Origin of the sequence: Mesorhizobium sp. M1163 (genome assembly GCF_040318415.1) — a bacterium.
Lineage (GTDB): Bacteria > Pseudomonadota > Alphaproteobacteria > Rhizobiales > Rhizobiaceae > Mesorhizobium.
The window spans coordinates 60,743-77,336 of sequence record NZ_JAMYMF010000027.1; the positions used below are offsets into that span (position 1 = coordinate 60,743).

A 16,594-nucleotide genomic window follows, 5' to 3' on the forward strand; every position below is an offset into this window, starting at 1 on the left:
TGCACCGCAACATAGATTGCCATTCCCCGCGCGCATAGGCAACCACCTAGATCGTAAACTCATAAATCGCGTCGAAATGGTGCGAGCCGACCGAGGTAAGGCGATCGCCACGTTGACGAGCCTAGCTTTCGCCGGCTGTGCTGGTTCCGGCCATGAGGAAGCGCAGCGGCGGCACATGCTGACGCTTCGCGGCGAAGCCAGCGCGGCGAAACAGCGCATCCAGCTTGTCGGAGGCAACGCCGCGGACGACGGCCGTGAGGTTGGACGAGCCGGCCAAGGCGTAGGCCACAGCCGGCGCCAGCCCGCGCTCAGTCTTCACGTCTAAGAACTTCCGCAACCGGTATTTGTCGCGAATGTGCCGCTCGTGCCTTCTCAGCGCAGCCTTCGATGCCTCCGGCAAACTGTCGATCGCAAGCAGTGCCAGGTCGGCATCGGCCAGATGCTTCAGATCCTGGGTGTTGTGCCGTCCGCTCAGCGAATCGGCGCGCACGATCGCGCCGTAGCCACAGGATTTGATGACCTTGAAGCGCGCGCCATGCGCAACCGCGCGCGCATAGAGTTCATAGTCTTCGCCAAGGCGCAGCTTCTCGTCGTAGCGCAGCCCATGCCGATCGAGGAAGGCGCGGCTGATCACGGGTTTGAGGAAGCCCAGTTCCCCTCGTTGCACACGGCGCCTGGAGATGTTGGCGTCGATGAAACCCTCGAAATCGAGGAATTCCGGCTCGGGCGAAAACGGTGGAGCGACGATTTTCGAGACGTCGGTTGCCGCGTCATCCCTGACAAGCATGATGTTGTCTGCCGCGAAATCCCAATCGGTGCTGGCGAACAGTCTGTGAAACCTGCCTTCGAAAAAGAAATCATCAGCGTCCAGGATGCTGATGAACGGCGACCTGGAACCGGCTATCGCGGCGTTGCGGGCAAAGGAGGGGCCGCGATTGACGTCGAAGCGGATGACGGAAAGGCGGCCCGTGCCGTCGTCGGCTGCATGGGCGACTTTCGCGGTATCGTCGGTGGACGCGTCGTCGACGACGATGACTTCCGCAACCTCCGGCTCGCGCAATGCCGATGCAATGGCAGCCGGGATTGTCCGCGCCGCGTTACGGGCAGCGATGATCACGCAGACTTGGGATGATGTCATGGACATGCCTCTCGATTGCAGAAATCGTTGCGGATTTCCTCGCCCTCCCCGCTCAATGCCTCACCGCCCGTCTGACATGCATCGGCCCAAATGCCTATGCTGCAAGTGCGAAGCAAGCATCGCCAAAATCATCGGCGCCGTCCAGTTTTTCATTTGGTTGGGTGTCATGACGCGGCTGGGCAGGCGGCGAGCCGCAATCGGGATAGCTCCCGAAAGGCGCCGCTTGGCAGAGCCGCTCCTGCACGGCCCGGATCAAGCCACTGGCGCGCTCAGTTGGCCAACCAGTCACTGCCGAGTAGGTCGTGGCGATGGAGAGCGGCCGCTTGGTGGAGGCCGGGAGCATCGAGGAATTGAAGAAACGGGATGCCGACTTGCGGCGTGTTGCTGGAGGCCAACGCCCGAAATCAGTGAAGGCCTCTCCTGGCGCTTAATTTCTCGCCTTCGGCCGCTTCGTTCGAACTCAGCTTTCGTTCTGCGTCGCGAATTTTGTCGGCCGAGGTCGGGGCATTTCTTGCGACCATGGCAAAGACCAGCAGAAAATAACCGAGTTGGATGACTATGGCGCAGCCGATGACGCGAAAAAGCGTCGTGCCGAGCGAGGCGCCGCCCAAATAGGACCAGACGACCACGATCGCCAGCGCAAAACACATTCCGATAATGAACTTTGGCAGTGACATACCCGATGGCCCATCAACCGGCTCGGGAAAAAATGTCGACAAGCCCACCCCGAGCACCTCCCTTAAACTCTGCGAGCTTGTTTAGGTTGCCCGCTTCTGGCCGGTTGCTTCCGGCCTTGCCCAATCTGTCCATACTCCGACAGAAACAATTTGCAACTCTATTGAGGCGAGCAATAGGCGGCAAGGGCAGCTACGGAATAATTTTAAGCGAATCCTCAGGATCGCCTCTGCCATGGTGCAATGCACACGTCGGCATCACCACTGATTGACGGATATCGACTCGCTCCAGTAAGATTTATAATATTGACCAGTATTATCATAACATCAGTCGATATTTTGAACTTCTAAATGACGGCAAAGCTCCACAACCGGGTATAAAGAGCGATTCGCCCAAAATCAGCCCCAAAATTGGACTAAATTTTCCAAAATTGCCCATAATCTGTCGCCTTTGCGACATAAAGGCAAAATTTTGTGCAGGACGAGTTCATTATTTAGTCAGTTCATGACGCGACTATTACAGCCGGCTGGGAAATTGTGTGTTGCGCTGCAACATTTTTTTGGTATCGTGCGCTAAACCATCCGTTCAACGTATGGAGTTTACGCATGAGGGACGTAGCCAAGCCGGCCGACGCGGATTTTTCGCAGGCCGGCGTCGATTTTCCGCCGCCGATCGGCGGCCTGCTCAAACGCAGCTTCGATATTGCCGGTTCGCTGATCGGCCTGGTCGCTCTCAGCCCGCTGTTCGTGATGATAGCGCTGCTTGTCAGGTTTTCCGATGGCGGGCCGATTTTCTATGGTCATAGCCGGATCGGCCGCGGAGGACGGATTTTTCCGTGCCTCAAGTTCCGCACTATGGTTCCAGACGGCGAGCGGGTGCTTGCTGCCTATCTAGCCGCGAATCCGGAGGCCAACGCCGAATGGATAGCGACCCGCAAGTTGAAGAACGACCCGCGGATCACGCGCGTCGGAGCGGTGCTGAGGAAGCTCAGCCTCGATGAGTTGCCGCAGATCATCAACATCCTGCAGGGGGATATGAGCCTGGTTGGGCCTCGTCCCGTGGTACGCGATGAGTTGGAGATCTATGGCAATTCGGCCGTCTATTACCTGAAATCGCGCCCCGGCCTGACCGGGCTCTGGCAGGTTAGCGGACGCAACGATGTTTCCTACGACAGCCGCGTCGCGTTCGATCGACACTATGTCGAGAACTGGTCGATGTTCGAAGACATTCGCATCATCATCAAGACCGTACCTGCGGTCTGGATGTCGCGAGGCTGCTACTGACGGCCGCTTGCTGGCCGTGCATCGAGGAGCGACTGTCCAGAATTCGAGCCCGGAACTCAGGCCCCGGGACTCAGGCATCGGGCGGGGCAAACCAGATCGGAAACGCTCAGTTGAAAGCAGATATAATCGATATCTTTTGCACCGGCATTCTCTCCAGACGCATGCGGCGAGTACGACTTTTGACGACTTGCCTCACGCTGGCGACCGGCCTGTCGCTGGCCCTGCCGCAGTTTGCCTTCGCCGATGACTATCGGCTTGGAGCACAAGACAAGCTAACCATCCGCGTAGCGGAATGGCAGACCGTCGAAGGCACGTTCCGTGACTGGTCGGCCATCAATGGAGAATACACGGTCGGGCCGGCAGGAACCTTGTCGGTGCCGTTCGTCGGCGAGATGCCCGCATCCGGCAAGACGACCTCGGAGATCGCGGCATCGCTCGGCGAGGCGCTACAGCGTAAGCTCGCCCTGGCTGACAAGCCCGAGGCCTCCGTCGAAATGGCGCAGTACCGGCCGTTCTATATTTCTGGCGAGGTGCAATCGCCCGGACAGTATCCTTGCGTGCCTGGGCTGACGGTGCTGAAAGCGATGAGCATTGCCGGCGGAACGCGGCGGAACTCGGAGAGCGGGCAGCGCTACGACCGCGACCTGATCAATGCCAAGGGCAATTTCGACGTACTTCAAGACCAACAGGTCAGGCTGATCGTCAAGCGCGCCCGCATCGAAGCGGAACTGGCGAACAAACCGTCATTCGAAGTGCCGAAAGAAGTGGCCGACGATCCGAAGCTGCCCAGCATCGTTGCCGATGAGACGGCGATCCTGGCGGCCGACCAGAAGAAACTCAACCTACGCTTGCAGGCGCTCGACGACTTGAAGGCGCTGCTGCAGAGCGAGATCGATTCGCTGCAGAAAAAGATCGTCAACCAGCAGAAGCAGGTCGATCTGGCGAAGGAGCAGCTCAACGGTATCGGCTCGCTGGCGCAAAAAGGCCTGGTCGTCAACACCCGGGTTTTGAATTCCCAGCAAACCATCGCCGACCTCGAAGGCCAGATACTGGATTACGAAACGGCGATTCTCACGGCCAAGCAGTCGATCAGCAAGGCCACTCAGGACGCTATCGATCTGGAGAACACCCAGAACTCCACCCTCGCGACCGACCGGCAACAGACGGAAGCCGACCTCAACGAAGCGACGCTGAAGCTGAATATGGAAAAAGGCTTGATGACCGAAGCCCTGTCGGGCAACCCCATGCCGCAATTCTATGGCAACAACGAACCAGCCGCCATGTCGTTTTCCCTAGTGCGGGTGGTCGACGGCAAGACCAGCGAAATCACCGCCGACGAAGACACGCCGGTACTGCCCGGGGACGTGATCAAGGTCAAACCGGCGCCCCTGGCCATCCAGTAGCTTCTTTCCACCGGAGCGAAGCACCCACCTCGCAGGCGGCGGCCTGCGGGGTTTTGGGCTTCATATTTTATGGATCAGAAAACAAGGCGGCCTTTGGGCGACGAACAGCCCGGATCGGCCCGCTCTAGCCTCGCACGGCGTCCGGTTCCTCGAGATGGTTCGCGGCGCTCCACCGGGAACGGGCGACGGACGGCACCTTCACCAGCTTGAAGTAGCTGTAATACAGCAGGAACGATCCCATGATGTAGGGATTGAGGGTCTCGACCTCGACGAAGGAGCGGATGAACAAAAGCACCATGACGCCGGCGAGAATCACAGACTCGGCTTGCCATGTCCTGAATATCAGCGCCGAGACGTGCCCCCAGAGCGTGCGCAGGATGATCAGCGACAGCAGTGTCGCTCCGACGAAGCCGAGTTCCACCAAGGTCTCGATGTAGGTGTTGTGGAAGTGGAAGCCGCTTCGGGCGGCGATGTAGAATTCATTCCACAGCCGCTCGGCCTCGGAGAAGCCCTGCACCCAATACGCCGCGTAGCCGACGCCGAGGATGGGCGATTGCTGCGCGGCATTCCAGCCCTGCTGCCAGAGGTAGGTTCGTCCGGTGAGCGTCGAATCCTTGCCGAAGAGGCCAAGGACAAAGTCCATTAGCCCGAGATTCAGCGCAATCACGATGCAGGCGACCAGCCCGCCTGCACCGATCACGAAAATCACCCGGCGATGGCGGAGCGAAAGCAGCTTGCCCATGGAAAGCAGCGCGACCAGGGCGAGAACCGCCGGGGTCGATGCCATCGAAGTGGCCGAATGCGACACGACCAGCAGATAGCCCGACAGAAGGACGATTGGTACAATCAACAAAAAACCTATGCGGCCGCGCCTGAGAAAGGCCAGGTAGACAACGCAGAAATAGATGCCAAGCGATGCGACAAAGCCGATCTGGTTCTTGGAGCTGAAAGCGCCGACGAAATTGTATGTCCCGTCGAGAACGTCGTAGGAATAACTCGCGACCTTGAGCGAGTAGAGCAGGACGACGAAAATCCCTATTAGGGCGCCTATGGTCAAGGTCCGGACGCTGACCGTGCGCGCGGCAATGTAGGCGCATGCGATATGGGAACAATATTGCACGGCCGTCCTTGCCGTGGTGCCGGGAGCTGCCGACCAGAACACCGAGAAGCAGACATAGGCTGCAAACGCCAGCGGAAGCCAGGCGCTGGAGGCGTGCCTTAATATTTTCCGATAGTCGACCAGGATGAGCGGCAGCCAGACCGCATAATAGGCCAGGATCATGGCCGGGCCGAAAATGGTCGAGTAGGAGAACGCCCAGATCGAGACGGCAACGGCAAAGCTGCCATAGACCGTGTTCTTGTCCGGATCAATCAACAGAGATTTTGGGATCTTCATCTCGGTAGCGGTTTTCCGTCCTTGCAGCTCAATGCCGATTTCATGGCCGCTCATGGGCCGATTCATCGGATCGATGGGGGCCTCGCCTGCAGGCGCTCGCATTGTGCAGTGCAATATAGCGCATCCGGCGCCGCATGTCACCCGGATGACAAACTGGGCGAAGTCGTTCCTGCAGTTCTCCCATGCCGGACGAGACGATTTGGCCAGGAGGCAGTGCCATTCAATTGCCTGGTGCTGGCCCATCACGAAGCTGTTCGGAGGCTGCAAGTCCGCGCTTGAACTTGTCCGCCGTTGACTACACATTCGCCGCCGATTGGGAGGAAGACCACATGCCGATGAGTTTCGCGGGACGATTTGCCGGACGGTCTGTTGTTATCACCGGCGGCGCCTCAGGCATCGGCCTTGCCGTCGCGCAAAGGATCACTGAGGAAGGCGGGCGTGTTTCGGTCTGGGATCGCGATGCCGCCCAGATCGAGCAGGCCAAGGCCATTGTTCCAGGCCTGCACAGCGTCACCTTAGACGTCGCCGACCCCATAGCGGTCGAAGCCGCCGCCCGAGAGACGATAGAAGCGATTGGCGCAGTCGATGTCCTTGTCACCAGCGCTGCCATCACCGGACCGAACATGACGACCTGGGAGTATTCCGTAGAGGATTGGCGCCGGGTCATCGACATCAACATCAACGGCGTCTTCTTCTGCAACAAAGCGCTGGTCCCGCATATGCTCGAACGCAATTACGGCAGGATCGTCAACATCGCCTCGATTGCCGGCAAGGAAGGTAACCCGAACGCCTCGGCCTACAGCACCTCCAAGGCCGCGGTGATCGGCATGACCAAGTCGCTCGGCAAGGAATTGGCCAAGACCAAGGTGACGGTGAACTGCGTCACGCCGGCGGCCGTGCGCACCGCGATCTTCCAACAGATGAGCCAGCAGCACATCGACTTCATGCTCTCTAAAATACCAATGGCACGGTTCGGCGAGGTCGAGGAGGTAGCGGCGCTGATTTGCTGGATCGCGTCCGAGGAATGCTCGTTCACGACGGCTGCCGTCTTCGACGTCTCCGGCGGCCGGGCGACCTACTGAGGCCGGACGGACGGCAACCGCTCGACCGGATCGCGGCGCCTCAGTCGTGGAGCTGCCGCGAGATCGGCGGGCCGATCAAAAAATCGCTGAATATGACCTCGAAGCCCTCGCGCTGCGGCGAGCAGCACATCATGCCGACATCAACCGTTTTCGAGGGTGGGAAATAGGCAAGCCGCACCGGCTTCCAATGCTTGTCGGACGCGTCCAGATACTGGACACGGATCGTCTCGGCATGACGCGTCAAGCGGATCCTGACGCCGTCCGGGTCGGCCGGAATATTGGCCAGCGACCAGTCGGAGGCATCGTTGGTGACGACGACGGAAAAATACATCAGCCCGTCGGTGTATTCGATGCCGGCCTTGATCCAATGGGTCTCGCTCAGGCGGACCATAAGCCCGGCTTGGTCGTAAAGCACTTCATAGCGCCCCTTGACGGTGACTTCGGCGCTGAAATCGCCCTCGACCTCACGATAGAGGAAATGGCCATTGTCGCGCCAGAAGCCGTAGAACGTCTCGCGCCAGAAGTCTGTCTCCTTGCCGGTCCGCACATGCACCGTATTGTCGCCGAACTCGTAGTGCGGCGGCGGATTGAGCCAGGTCAGGTCCGTATTTTCAGATGCCATCGATTTGCTCGCCTGCCTGGCTGGTCCCGGATGAGTGCCGCCGTGATCAGCCAGCGAAGGTATAGGCGGTCTTCACGGTGGTGTAGAACTCCGCGGCGTAACGGCCCTGCTCGCGTGGGCCATAGCTCGACCCCTTGCGCCCGCCGAAGGGCACGTGGAAGTCGACGCCCGCCGTCGGCAGGTTGACCATGACCATGCCGGCTTCCGAGTTGCGCTTGAAATGCGTGGCATGCTTGAGGCTCGAGGTGCAGATGCCGGACGTCAGCCCGAACGGCGTGTCGTTGGCCACCGCCAGCGCCTCGTCGTAGTCCTTGACGCGGATGACGTTGGCGACAGGTCCGAAAATCTCCTCACGGGAAATGCGCATGGCGTTGGTGGTTTCGGTGAACAGCGCCGGTTGCAAATAGAAGCCGCGGGTTTCGCGATCGAGCCGCTCACCGCCGAAAGCGAGATCGGCACCTTCCTGACGTCCGATGGCGATATAGTCCTCGTCCTGTTTGAGCTGGCTCTGGTCGACCACCGGCCCGATCTGGGTCTTGGCATCGAGAGCGTCGCCGATGACCAGCTTGCCCAGGCGATCTTTCATCGCCTCGACGAAGCGGTCATGGATGCCGTCCGTCACCACCAGGCGGGACGACGCCGTGCAGCGCTGGCCGGTCGAGAAGTAGGCGCCGTTGACCGCGCAGTCGACGGCGACGGCAAGGTCGGCATCGTCGAGCACGACAAGCGGGTTCTTGCCGCCCATTTCGAGCTGGAACTTGCGCATGTGCTCGACGCTGGCGGCGGCCACGCGCTTGCCGGTGCCGACCGAGCCGGTGAAGGTGATGGCGTTGAGATCAGGGCTGTCGAGCATGGCCTGGCCGACCACCGAACCTTTGCCCATCACCAGGTTGAGCACGCCGTTGGGCAGTCCGGCGCGGTGCAGGATGTCGACAATGGTCCAGGCGCTCTCCGGAACGAGTTCCGCCGGCTTGAAGACGATGGTGTTGCCGTAGGCCAGCGCCGGAGCGATTTTCCAGGCCGGAATGGCGATCGGGAAATTCCACGGCGTGATGATGCCGACCACGCCGACCGCTTCGCGGGTGATCTCGACGCCGACGCCGGGCCGCACGCTTGGCACCAGCTCGCCCGACAGGCGTAGCGTCTCGCCGGCGAAGAAGTCGAATATCTGGGCAGCCCGCACAGTCTCGCCGATGCCCTCGACCAGCGTCTTGCCTTCCTCGCGCGCCAAGGCCCGGCCGATTTCATCTTTCCGCGCGGTGATCTCGTCCGACGCCTTCCTCAGCACCGCGTGGCGTGCCAGCAGGCCCGATCGGGACCATGCCGGAAATGCCGCCTTCGCCGCCGCGATGGCCTGCCGGGCGTGCTCGGCGCCTCCCGATGCATATTCGCCGACCACGTCGTCGAGATTGGACGGGTTGATGTTGCGGGAGCCGGCATCGCCCACCCACTCGCCGTCGATGAGGTTCTTTCGAAACGGGATCATGTCGCTGTCTTCCTTGTCGTCCTTCGATCGCCGTCTATCTGGACCACCGACCGCCACACCGCAAGGCCGAAAGGCGGGCAAACTTCTCCTCCTCGACAGGCATGTGATAGGGGTCGGGCTGGAAAAGATGATTCCAGTATGGTGCGTCGTGGATCGCACGGGAGGAAAAGTATCATGTCCGACAACGCGTTGCCGCTGGTGATCAGCGCACCCCATCCACGCACGCTCGACCTGATCTTCACGCCGGCTGCGCTGACGAAATTTCGGTCGAAATACCGCATCGTCGAAACATCGCCCGAAGGTGTCGCGGCGCTGCCGGCCGATATCCTTGGCGAGGCGCGCTACATTGTCGGCCAGCCGCCGATCGCGCCAGAGACACTGGAAAAAATGAAGGCGCTGCGCTGCATCTTCAATGTCGAGAGCAACCTCATCAACAACATGCCATATGAGACGCTGTTTTCGCGCGGCATCCATGTCGTCACCACTGGGCTGGTCTTTGCCGAACCGGTGGCCGAGCTCGGCCTTGCCATGGCGCTCAACCTTGCCCGCGACATCGTCGATGCCGACCTCGCTTTTCGTCAAGGCAAGGAATTGTGGGGCGGCGACGGCAACCGGACGGCGCGGCTTCTTTCCGGCGCGGATGTCGGCATCATCGGCTTCGGCGATCTCGGCCGCGCGCTCAACCGGCTTTTGACGGGTTTTCGCACGCGGACAAAAGTCTTCGACCCGTGGCTGCCGCCGTCGATCCTGATCGAGAACGGCGTTGAGCCGGCCTCGCTCGATGAAGTCCTGTCGAGCAGCGATTTCGTCTTCGTCGTCACTTCGGTGACCAGCGAAAACCAGGGTTTCCTCGGCGCCGAAGCCTTTGCCAGGATGCGCGAGGGAGCCGCTTTCATCCTACTCAGCCGGGCTGGCGTGGTCGATTTTCCGGCACTGATGGATGCTGTCCGCAGCGGCCACATCGTCGCCGCCAGTGATGTTTTTCCTGAGGAGCCGCTGGCCCAAGATCACCCGGTCCGCACATTGCCGGGGTTCCTGCGCTCCGCCCACCGGGCCGGCGCACTCGACATCGCTTTCAAGCGGATGGGCGACATGGTGCTGGAAGACATGGACCTGGTCGACCGCGGCCTGCCGCCGATGCGTTCGAAGCGGGCCGAGCGTGAGACCGTTTCGCGAATGCGCTCAAAGCCGGTCGACAAGAATTAAGCCGTCTGTCCCGACGGTCGCACATGCTCAGATCGTGAAGGACCAAAACAGGCAGGCCAGTGTCGCAGCGGCGAAGACGACGAAGAACAGGCTTCTCAACAGGATGTTGCGCCGCAGTTCGTTGATGAAGAGATGGCATCCGACGATGGCTGCGACAAACAGGAACCGCCAGTTCAGCAGTGCCGAGAGCACATCGTGCTGACCGAAAGCAAATCTGGCGGCGAGACATCCAACGATGACCGCGAACAACACGATGACCGTCCAGAAGATTGCATCGGCGGCATGCGTCAGGACGATGCCGGCGAGCCTGATCGGCAGAACCATCATCAGCAGTGCGCTGAGGAAGTAGACCGCCGCGAGCGGAATGAATGCCCCTGCATCGGCGACGTCACTCAAGCGCTTGGCGCCGATCGCGCCATAGGGATAGCCATGCCTGGCCACCGCCAGGCTGAGCGCCATCAGCAAAGCCGTCAGCACGGCCGCAAGCGCGAATGAGGTCAGGGCTTTACTCATGGGGCTCCCGTTCCGAACGAATCGAAGTCAGAACGGTGGTAGCCTATGGTTTGTAAATTGCTAGTAAGCATCATGCAGCGGCGCGGCAGAGTTCCTCGGCGCATTCACTCTGCAGCTTGCAGACGCCGCCCGTCGATAATGGTCTTGATCTCGGCGCGGCAGGAGCCGCAATTGGTGCCGGCGTGAAGGGCGGCGCCGATTGCCGCGACGCTGGTGCAGCCGCCGCGCACCGCTTCCGCGATCTGGTTGGCACCGACCCCGAAACAGGCGCAGACGATGGCGCCGCGGTCGACGCTCTTGCCGCCAGGCCTGCCGGCGACGATCGCCAGCCGCGCCTGCCGATCGGCATGGTCGGCACCCAGTTGTTCGGCCGCCCAGCCGCGCGACACCGCTACCGGGGTAGGCGCAAGATAGAGCGCGCCGACCAGCCGACCGCCCGCGAAACGGGCGAAGCGATGGTGCCCGCCGGCCATGTCGTGATAGGCGAGCGCCTCGCCTTCCGGGCCGAACAGCGCGGCGGCAAACCCGGTCCAGTCGCGGCTGTCCTGCAGCGCAATTTCAAGGCGCCAGCCGGCGGGGCAGCGGGCGAGGCTCCAATAATCGGCGTCGATGGATGCGGGCCGTTCCGCAAGCACCGCGAAGCCGAAGGCCGTGGCGGCGAACCGCTCGATTCGGGCGGCAACGTTCTTTGAAGCCGGCTGGCCTGAAATCGCATCAGTCGTCGGCGCGACCAGGGCATCGACGCGCGCGCGCGCGGAAAACTGATCGGTCCAGTGCATCGGCACGAACACAGAGCCTTGGCGTTGGCGCCCTGTCACCAGCGCGCGGACCACGACCTCGCCATAAGCTGTCGAGACGCGCACAATATCGGCATCGCCGATGCCGTAGTGCTGCGCATCAGCCGGGTGAATTTCGACGAAAGGCTCGGCCATGTGCTGCGACAGGCGCGGGCTCTTGCCGGTTCGCGTCATGGTGTGCCAGTGGTCGCGCACGCGCCCGGTGTTGAGCACCAACGGGTAGTCCAGGCTGGTGCGGGTTTGGGCGGTTGGGCGGATGGCAATAAAGCGTGCCTTGCCGTCGGGTGTGTAGAAATTGCCGTTGGCAAAGAAGCGGGTGCTTTTGTCCTCCGGCTGGCGCCACGCACCCCCCTCTGGCCTGCCGGCCATCTCCCCCTCAGGGGGGGAGATTGGCAGTTTTGCCGGCACCGCCTTTTCAGCAATGGTAACGATTGGCGAAACCGGTGGCGACATCCAATCTCCCCCCTTGAGGGGGAGATGGCCGGCAGGCCAGAGGGGGGTGCCTTGGCTCGGCGCTGGCCATTGGAATGGCGCCAATTTCTCAAAGGTCCCTGAATCAATCGCGCCATACGCGCCTATATCAAAATCGCGCGCGCCGTCATTCTCGAAACCCGACAACGCCGCATGCTCGGCGAAGATGTCGGCCGCCGACACATGCGAAAAAGCTTCGGCAAACCCCATCCGCCTGGCGACTTCAGCGATGATCCACCAATCTGGCCTTGCCTCGCCGGGCGTGGCCAAAAAAGCCCGCTGGCGCGAGATGCGGCGCTCCGAATTGGTGACGGTGCCGTCCTTCTCGCCCCATGCCGCCGCCGGCAGCCGGACCTGAGCATGGCGGACCGTGTCGGTCTCGCCCAGCACGTCCGAGACAACGACAAACGGGCAAGCCTTGATCGCCGCCTCGATGGTATCGGCGTCCGGCATCGAATCGACCGGATTGGTCGCCATGATCCACAGCGCCTTGATGCGTCCGTCGGCCACCGCTTGGAACATCTCGACCGCTTTCAGGCCGGGCTTTTCGACGACGGTCGGCGCGTTCCAGAAGCGCTGCACGCGGTTGCGGTGCTCGGGGTTTTCGATCTCCATGTGGGCGGCCAGCATGTTGGCCATGCCGCCGACCTCGCGGCCGCCCATAGCATTGGGCTGGCCGGTCACCGAAAACGGCCCGGCGCCGGGCTTGCCGATGCGGCCGGTGGCGAGATGGCAGTTGATGATGGCGTTGACCTTGTCGGTGCCCGAAGACGACTGGTTTACGCCCTGGCTGTAGACGGTCACCGTCTTCGCCGTCGCGGCAAACAGGCTGTAGAAGCGGGACAGTTCGTCCTCACTGAGACCCGTGGCAGCCGCGATGCCGGCAAGGTCGAGCGCCGAGGCAGCGAAAAGCGCTTGCCCGAATCCGGTCGTGTGCGCCGTGATATAGGTACGGTCCAGCGCGTTATGCTGGCCGAGATAGGCGAGCAGCCCTGTGAACAAAGCGACGTCGCCATCGGGCGCGATCGCCAGATGCATGTCAGCGATATCCGATGTCATGGTGCGGCGTGGGTCGATCAGCACCACCTTCATCTCGGGCCGCTTTTCCCGGGCAGCGGCAATGCGCTGATAGAGCACCGGATGGCACCAGGCGAGATTGGAGCCGACGAGCACGATCAGGTCGGCAAGTTCCAGATCCTCGTAATTTCCCGGAACCGTGTCCGAGCCAAAGGCGCGGCGGTGGCCGGCGACCGACGAGGCCATGCACAGGCGCGAATTGGTGTCGATATTGGCCGAGCCGACAAACCCCTTCATCAGCTTGTTGGCGACGTAGTAGTCCTCGGTCAGCAACTGGCCGGAAACATAAAAGGCGACCGAATCGGGGCCGTGTTCGGCAATGGTTTGCGAGAAGGTCGAAGCGACTAGATTGAGCGCTTGGTCCCAGTCGGTACGGCGACCGTGGATTTCCGGATGAAGCAGCCTGCCGTCGAGATCGATGGTCTCGGCCAGTGCGGAGCCTTTGGAGCAGAGGCGGCCGAAATTCGCCGGGTGGTCCGGGTCGCCACGAACGGTTATTTCACCGTCCGCGGCGACCTTCGCCAGCACGCCGCAACCCACCCCGCAGTAGGGGCAGGTGGTCCTCACCTCGCGCGCTTCATCAATCTGCATGGTTCACGCCGCGCGGCTGGCCAGCGCTTCCAGCGCAATGAACAGCCGCTCGCCGTCGATCCGCACCGGAATGGTGCGCACCACGCCCTCGTCGGCGCCGAGCGCCTTGCCTGTCTCGAGCGAGATCACCCAATTGTGCAAAGGACAGGTCACCGCCGTGCCATGGACGATGCCCTGGCTGAGTGGCCCACCCTTGTGCGGGCAATGGTCGTCGATGGCGAAGACTTGATCGTCGGCCGTGCGGAAGACGGCGATCTTTCCTTCGGGTGTGGCGACGCAGCGCGCACCGCGACGCGGAATGTCCGAGAGCGTGCCGATGGATACCCAATTCATGTGGCTATTCCTCTTTTGCGCGTGTTCTTGTCCGAAAACCGCATTCCACTTTTCGGGAACACGCGCCTACTCCGCCGCCTGCGCAAAGCCGACCGAAGCCATCGGCCGGAATTCATGCTTGTCCTTGCCGGAAGCACGTTCCGACCACGGGTCGACCTGGGCGAATTTCTGCGAGAAGACGAAGCGCGCGAAATAGGCCTTGCGCTTCTCGCCATCGTTCATGATCTGGCGCTTGATCTCGGCGATGCCGACGCGCTTGGCCCATTTGTAGATACGCTCGAGATAACGGCCCTGCTCGCGATACATCTGCGTCAACGCCACGATATGCTCCAGCGCCTCGTCCTCGGTCTTGACCAGGCCGAGCACTTCGGTGCCCTTGATGTCGAGTCCGGCGGCGCCGGCGAAATGGATCTCGTAGCCGCTATCGACGCAGATCACGCCGACATCCTTGCAGGTCGCCTCGGCACAGTTTCGCGGACAGCCCGATACCGCCATCTTGACCTTGGCAGGGGTCCACGAGCCCCACATGAATTTTTCGATACGGATGCCCAAACCGGTCGAATCCTGCGTGCCGAAGCGGCACCAGTCGGAACCGACGCAGGTCTTTACGGTGCGCAGCCCCTTGGCATAGGCGTGGCCGGAGACGAAGCCAGCCTGGCCGAGATCGGCCCACACCGCCGGCAGGTCTTCCTTGCGGATGCCGAGCATGTCGATGCGCTGGCCGCCGGTGACCTTGACCATCGGGATCTCGAACTTGTCGACGACGTCGGCGATGGCGCGCAATTCGGCGGCGTTGGTGACGCCGCCCCACATGCGCGGCACCACCGAATAGGTGCCGTCCTTCTGGATGTTGGCGTGAACGCGCTCGTTGATGAAGCGCGACTGGTAGTCGTCGGCGTATTCGTCGGGCCAGTCGCAGACGAGATAATAGTTTAGCGCCGGCCGGCATTTGGCGCAGCCGCAGGAGGTCTTCCATTCCAACTCCTGCATGACGGCGGGAATGGTCTTCAGGCCCTTGGCCTTGATCAGCCGGCGGACCTCGTCATGGCCAAGCGCGGTGCAACTGCACATCGGCTGGACCGCCGCGGGGTTGTATTTGTCGCCGATGGTCAGCACCATCAACTTCTCGACCAGTCCGGTGCACGAGCCGCAGGAGGCAGACGCCTTGGTGTGCGCGCGCACGTCGTCGAGCGAGGTCAGGCCCTTGGCCGTGATCGCGCCGGTGATCTTTCCCTTGCATACGCCGTTGCAACCGCAGATTTCCGCATCATCCGGCAAGGCTGCAACGGCCGCCATAGGGTCCAGGGGGGCGCCTCCCTGGTAGGACTGGCCGAAGATGAGCGTATCGCGCATCTCGGATATATCGGTCTGCTTCTTCTTGAGGTCGTTGAACCAGGCGCCGTCGGCCGTCTCGCCGTAGAGCACTGTGCCGATGATGCGGTCGTCCTTGAGCACCAGGCGCTTGTAGACGCCGGCCGCCGCATCGCGCAGCACGATCTCCTGGCGGTCATCGCCCTCGGCGAAGTCGCCGAGCGAGAACAGCTCGATGCCGGTGACCTTGAGCTTGGTCGGCGTGTCCATATGGACGAAAGCCGCCGCCTCGTTGCCGGCCAGATGGCTGGCGGCGACGCGCGCCATCTCGTAGAGCGGCGCGACCAGTCCGTAGACCTGGCCGTTGACCTCGGCGCATTCGCCGATTGCGTAGATATCGGGATCATTGCTGCGCATGCCGGCGTCAACGACGATGCCGCGATTGACCGCAATGCCGGCTTCTTTTGCCAGGACCGCGTTCGGCCTGATGCCCACCGCCATGACGACGAGCGTTGCGGGAATGACAGTGCCGTCGGCAAGTTCCACCCGCTCGACCTTGCCGTTGCCGGTGATCGCCTGGGTGTTGGCCTTGGTGATGACCTTGATGCCGCGCTGCTCGACGGCGCGCTGCAGGAGATATCCGGCGGCCGGATCGAGCTGACGCTCCATCAGCGTCGGCATGACATGCAGCACGGTGACGTCCATGCCTTGCGCATTCAAGCCCGCTGCTGCCTCGAGCCCGAGCAGGCCGCCGCCAATGACCACAGCCTTGGCCCGCGACTGGGCGGCAAGCATCATGGCCCGGACGTCGTCCAGATCGCGATACGTGAGCACGCCCGGCAGGTCATGGCCCGGCACCGGAATGATAAACGGCACCGAGCCGGTGGCGATGACGAGTTTGTCATAGGGCTCGGTCACGCCATGATCGGAGGTGACGGTCTTTGCCTGCCGGTCGATGGCGACGATCTTGTGGCCCTTGTAGAGGGTGATGCCGTGCTTGATGTACCAGCCGTCGCCATGGATGATGATCTCTTCATAGGCCTTTTCGCCCGACAGAACCGGCGACAGCATGATGCGGTCGTAGTTCACGCGCGGCTCGGCGTTGAAGATGGTGACCTGGTAGCGCCCAGGCGCCTTTTCCAGGAGGTGCTCCAGCATGCGCCCGGGGGCCATGCCGTTGCCAATGATAACGAGTTTCTCGGTCATATCC

At 61.8% G+C, this 16,594-nt stretch carries 13 protein-coding genes; 4 read left to right on the forward strand and 9 right to left on the reverse strand.

What is annotated here, in order from left to right:
• Positions 1 to 121: 121 nt before the first annotated feature.
• Positions 122 to 1,144 carry a glycosyltransferase family 2 protein gene (locus NKH43_RS23880; RefSeq protein ID WP_023717990.1) on the reverse strand — a complete coding sequence of 341 codons (1,023 nt, stop codon included), beginning with the start codon at positions 1,142 to 1,144 and terminating at the stop codon, positions 122 to 124.
• Between the two features lie 398 nt (positions 1,145 to 1,542).
• Positions 1,543 to 1,815 carry an exopolysaccharide production repressor protein gene (locus tag NKH43_RS23885; RefSeq protein ID WP_023717992.1) on the reverse strand — a complete coding sequence of 91 codons (273 nt, stop codon included), beginning with the start codon at positions 1,813 to 1,815 and terminating at the stop codon, positions 1,543 to 1,545.
• A gap of 603 nt (positions 1,816 to 2,418) precedes the next feature.
• On the opposite strand from NKH43_RS23885, the gene NKH43_RS23890 reads away from it, so the two are divergent.
• Both NKH43_RS23890 and NKH43_RS23895 read left to right on the forward strand, forming a co-directional pair.
• Positions 2,419 to 3,096 (forward strand): sugar transferase, encoded by a 678-nt coding sequence (locus tag NKH43_RS23890; protein WP_023717993.1) that lies wholly within the window; start codon positions 2,419 to 2,421, stop codon positions 3,094 to 3,096.
• A 161-nt stretch (positions 3,097 to 3,257) separates the two neighbouring features.
• Positions 3,258 to 4,499, forward strand: a complete 1,242-nt coding sequence (locus NKH43_RS23895) for a polysaccharide biosynthesis/export family protein (RefSeq protein ID WP_156948041.1) — start codon at positions 3,258 to 3,260, stop codon at positions 4,497 to 4,499.
• A 124-nt stretch (positions 4,500 to 4,623) separates the two neighbouring features.
• Here the strand turns inward: NKH43_RS23895 and NKH43_RS23900 are convergent, their stop codons facing one another.
• Positions 4,624 to 5,895, reverse strand: a complete 1,272-nt coding sequence (locus NKH43_RS23900) for an O-antigen ligase family protein (RefSeq protein WP_352860145.1) — start codon at positions 5,893 to 5,895, stop codon at positions 4,624 to 4,626.
• A gap of 329 nt (positions 5,896 to 6,224) precedes the next feature.
• Here NKH43_RS23900 and NKH43_RS23905 point away from each other — a divergent pair, with 329 nt between their 5' ends.
• Entirely contained in the window at positions 6,225 to 6,977 is a 753-nt protein-coding gene (locus NKH43_RS23905; protein ID WP_352860131.1) for an SDR family NAD(P)-dependent oxidoreductase, read from the forward strand.
• A gap of 40 nt (positions 6,978 to 7,017) precedes the next feature.
• Here the strand turns inward: NKH43_RS23905 and NKH43_RS23910 are convergent, their stop codons facing one another.
• Both NKH43_RS23910 and NKH43_RS23915 read right to left on the reverse strand, forming a co-directional pair.
• Positions 7,018 to 7,599 carry a DUF1349 domain-containing protein gene (locus NKH43_RS23910; RefSeq protein ID WP_352847826.1) on the reverse strand — a complete coding sequence of 194 codons (582 nt, stop codon included), beginning with the start codon at positions 7,597 to 7,599 and terminating at the stop codon, positions 7,018 to 7,020.
• 46 nt (positions 7,600 to 7,645) lie between these two features.
• Positions 7,646 to 9,082 carry an aldehyde dehydrogenase family protein gene (locus NKH43_RS23915; RefSeq protein WP_352860146.1) on the reverse strand — a complete coding sequence of 479 codons (1,437 nt, stop codon included), beginning with the start codon at positions 9,080 to 9,082 and terminating at the stop codon, positions 7,646 to 7,648.
• A gap of 177 nt (positions 9,083 to 9,259) precedes the next feature.
• Here NKH43_RS23915 and NKH43_RS23920 point away from each other — a divergent pair, with 177 nt between their 5' ends.
• A complete protein-coding gene (locus NKH43_RS23920) occupies positions 9,260 to 10,291 on the forward strand; it encodes a hydroxyacid dehydrogenase (RefSeq protein WP_352860132.1) in 1,032 nt (343 codons plus the stop codon).
• Positions 10,292 to 10,318: 27 nt separating this feature from the next.
• Here NKH43_RS23920 and NKH43_RS23925 read toward each other — a convergent pair whose 3' ends face one another.
• The 4 genes from NKH43_RS23925 to nirB all read right to left on the reverse strand — a co-directional run bounded on the left by NKH43_RS23925 (position 10,319) and on the right by nirB (position 16,590).
• Entirely contained in the window at positions 10,319 to 10,804 is a 486-nt protein-coding gene (locus tag NKH43_RS23925) for a hypothetical protein (protein WP_023717999.1), read from the reverse strand.
• 104 nt (positions 10,805 to 10,908) lie between these two features.
• A complete protein-coding gene (locus tag NKH43_RS23930) occupies positions 10,909 to 13,740 on the reverse strand; it encodes a nitrate reductase (RefSeq protein ID WP_352591585.1) in 2,832 nt (943 codons plus the stop codon).
• A 3-nt stretch (positions 13,741 to 13,743) separates the two neighbouring features.
• Positions 13,744 to 14,073 (reverse strand): nitrite reductase small subunit NirD, encoded by a 330-nt coding sequence (gene nirD, locus NKH43_RS23935; protein WP_352483963.1) that lies wholly within the window; start codon positions 14,071 to 14,073, stop codon positions 13,744 to 13,746.
• Positions 14,074 to 14,139: 66 nt separating this feature from the next.
• Positions 14,140 to 16,590 carry a nitrite reductase large subunit NirB gene (nirB, locus tag NKH43_RS23940; protein WP_352483962.1) on the reverse strand — a complete coding sequence of 817 codons (2,451 nt, stop codon included), beginning with the start codon at positions 16,588 to 16,590 and terminating at the stop codon, positions 14,140 to 14,142.
• Between the last annotated feature and the right edge of the window lie 4 nt (positions 16,591 to 16,594).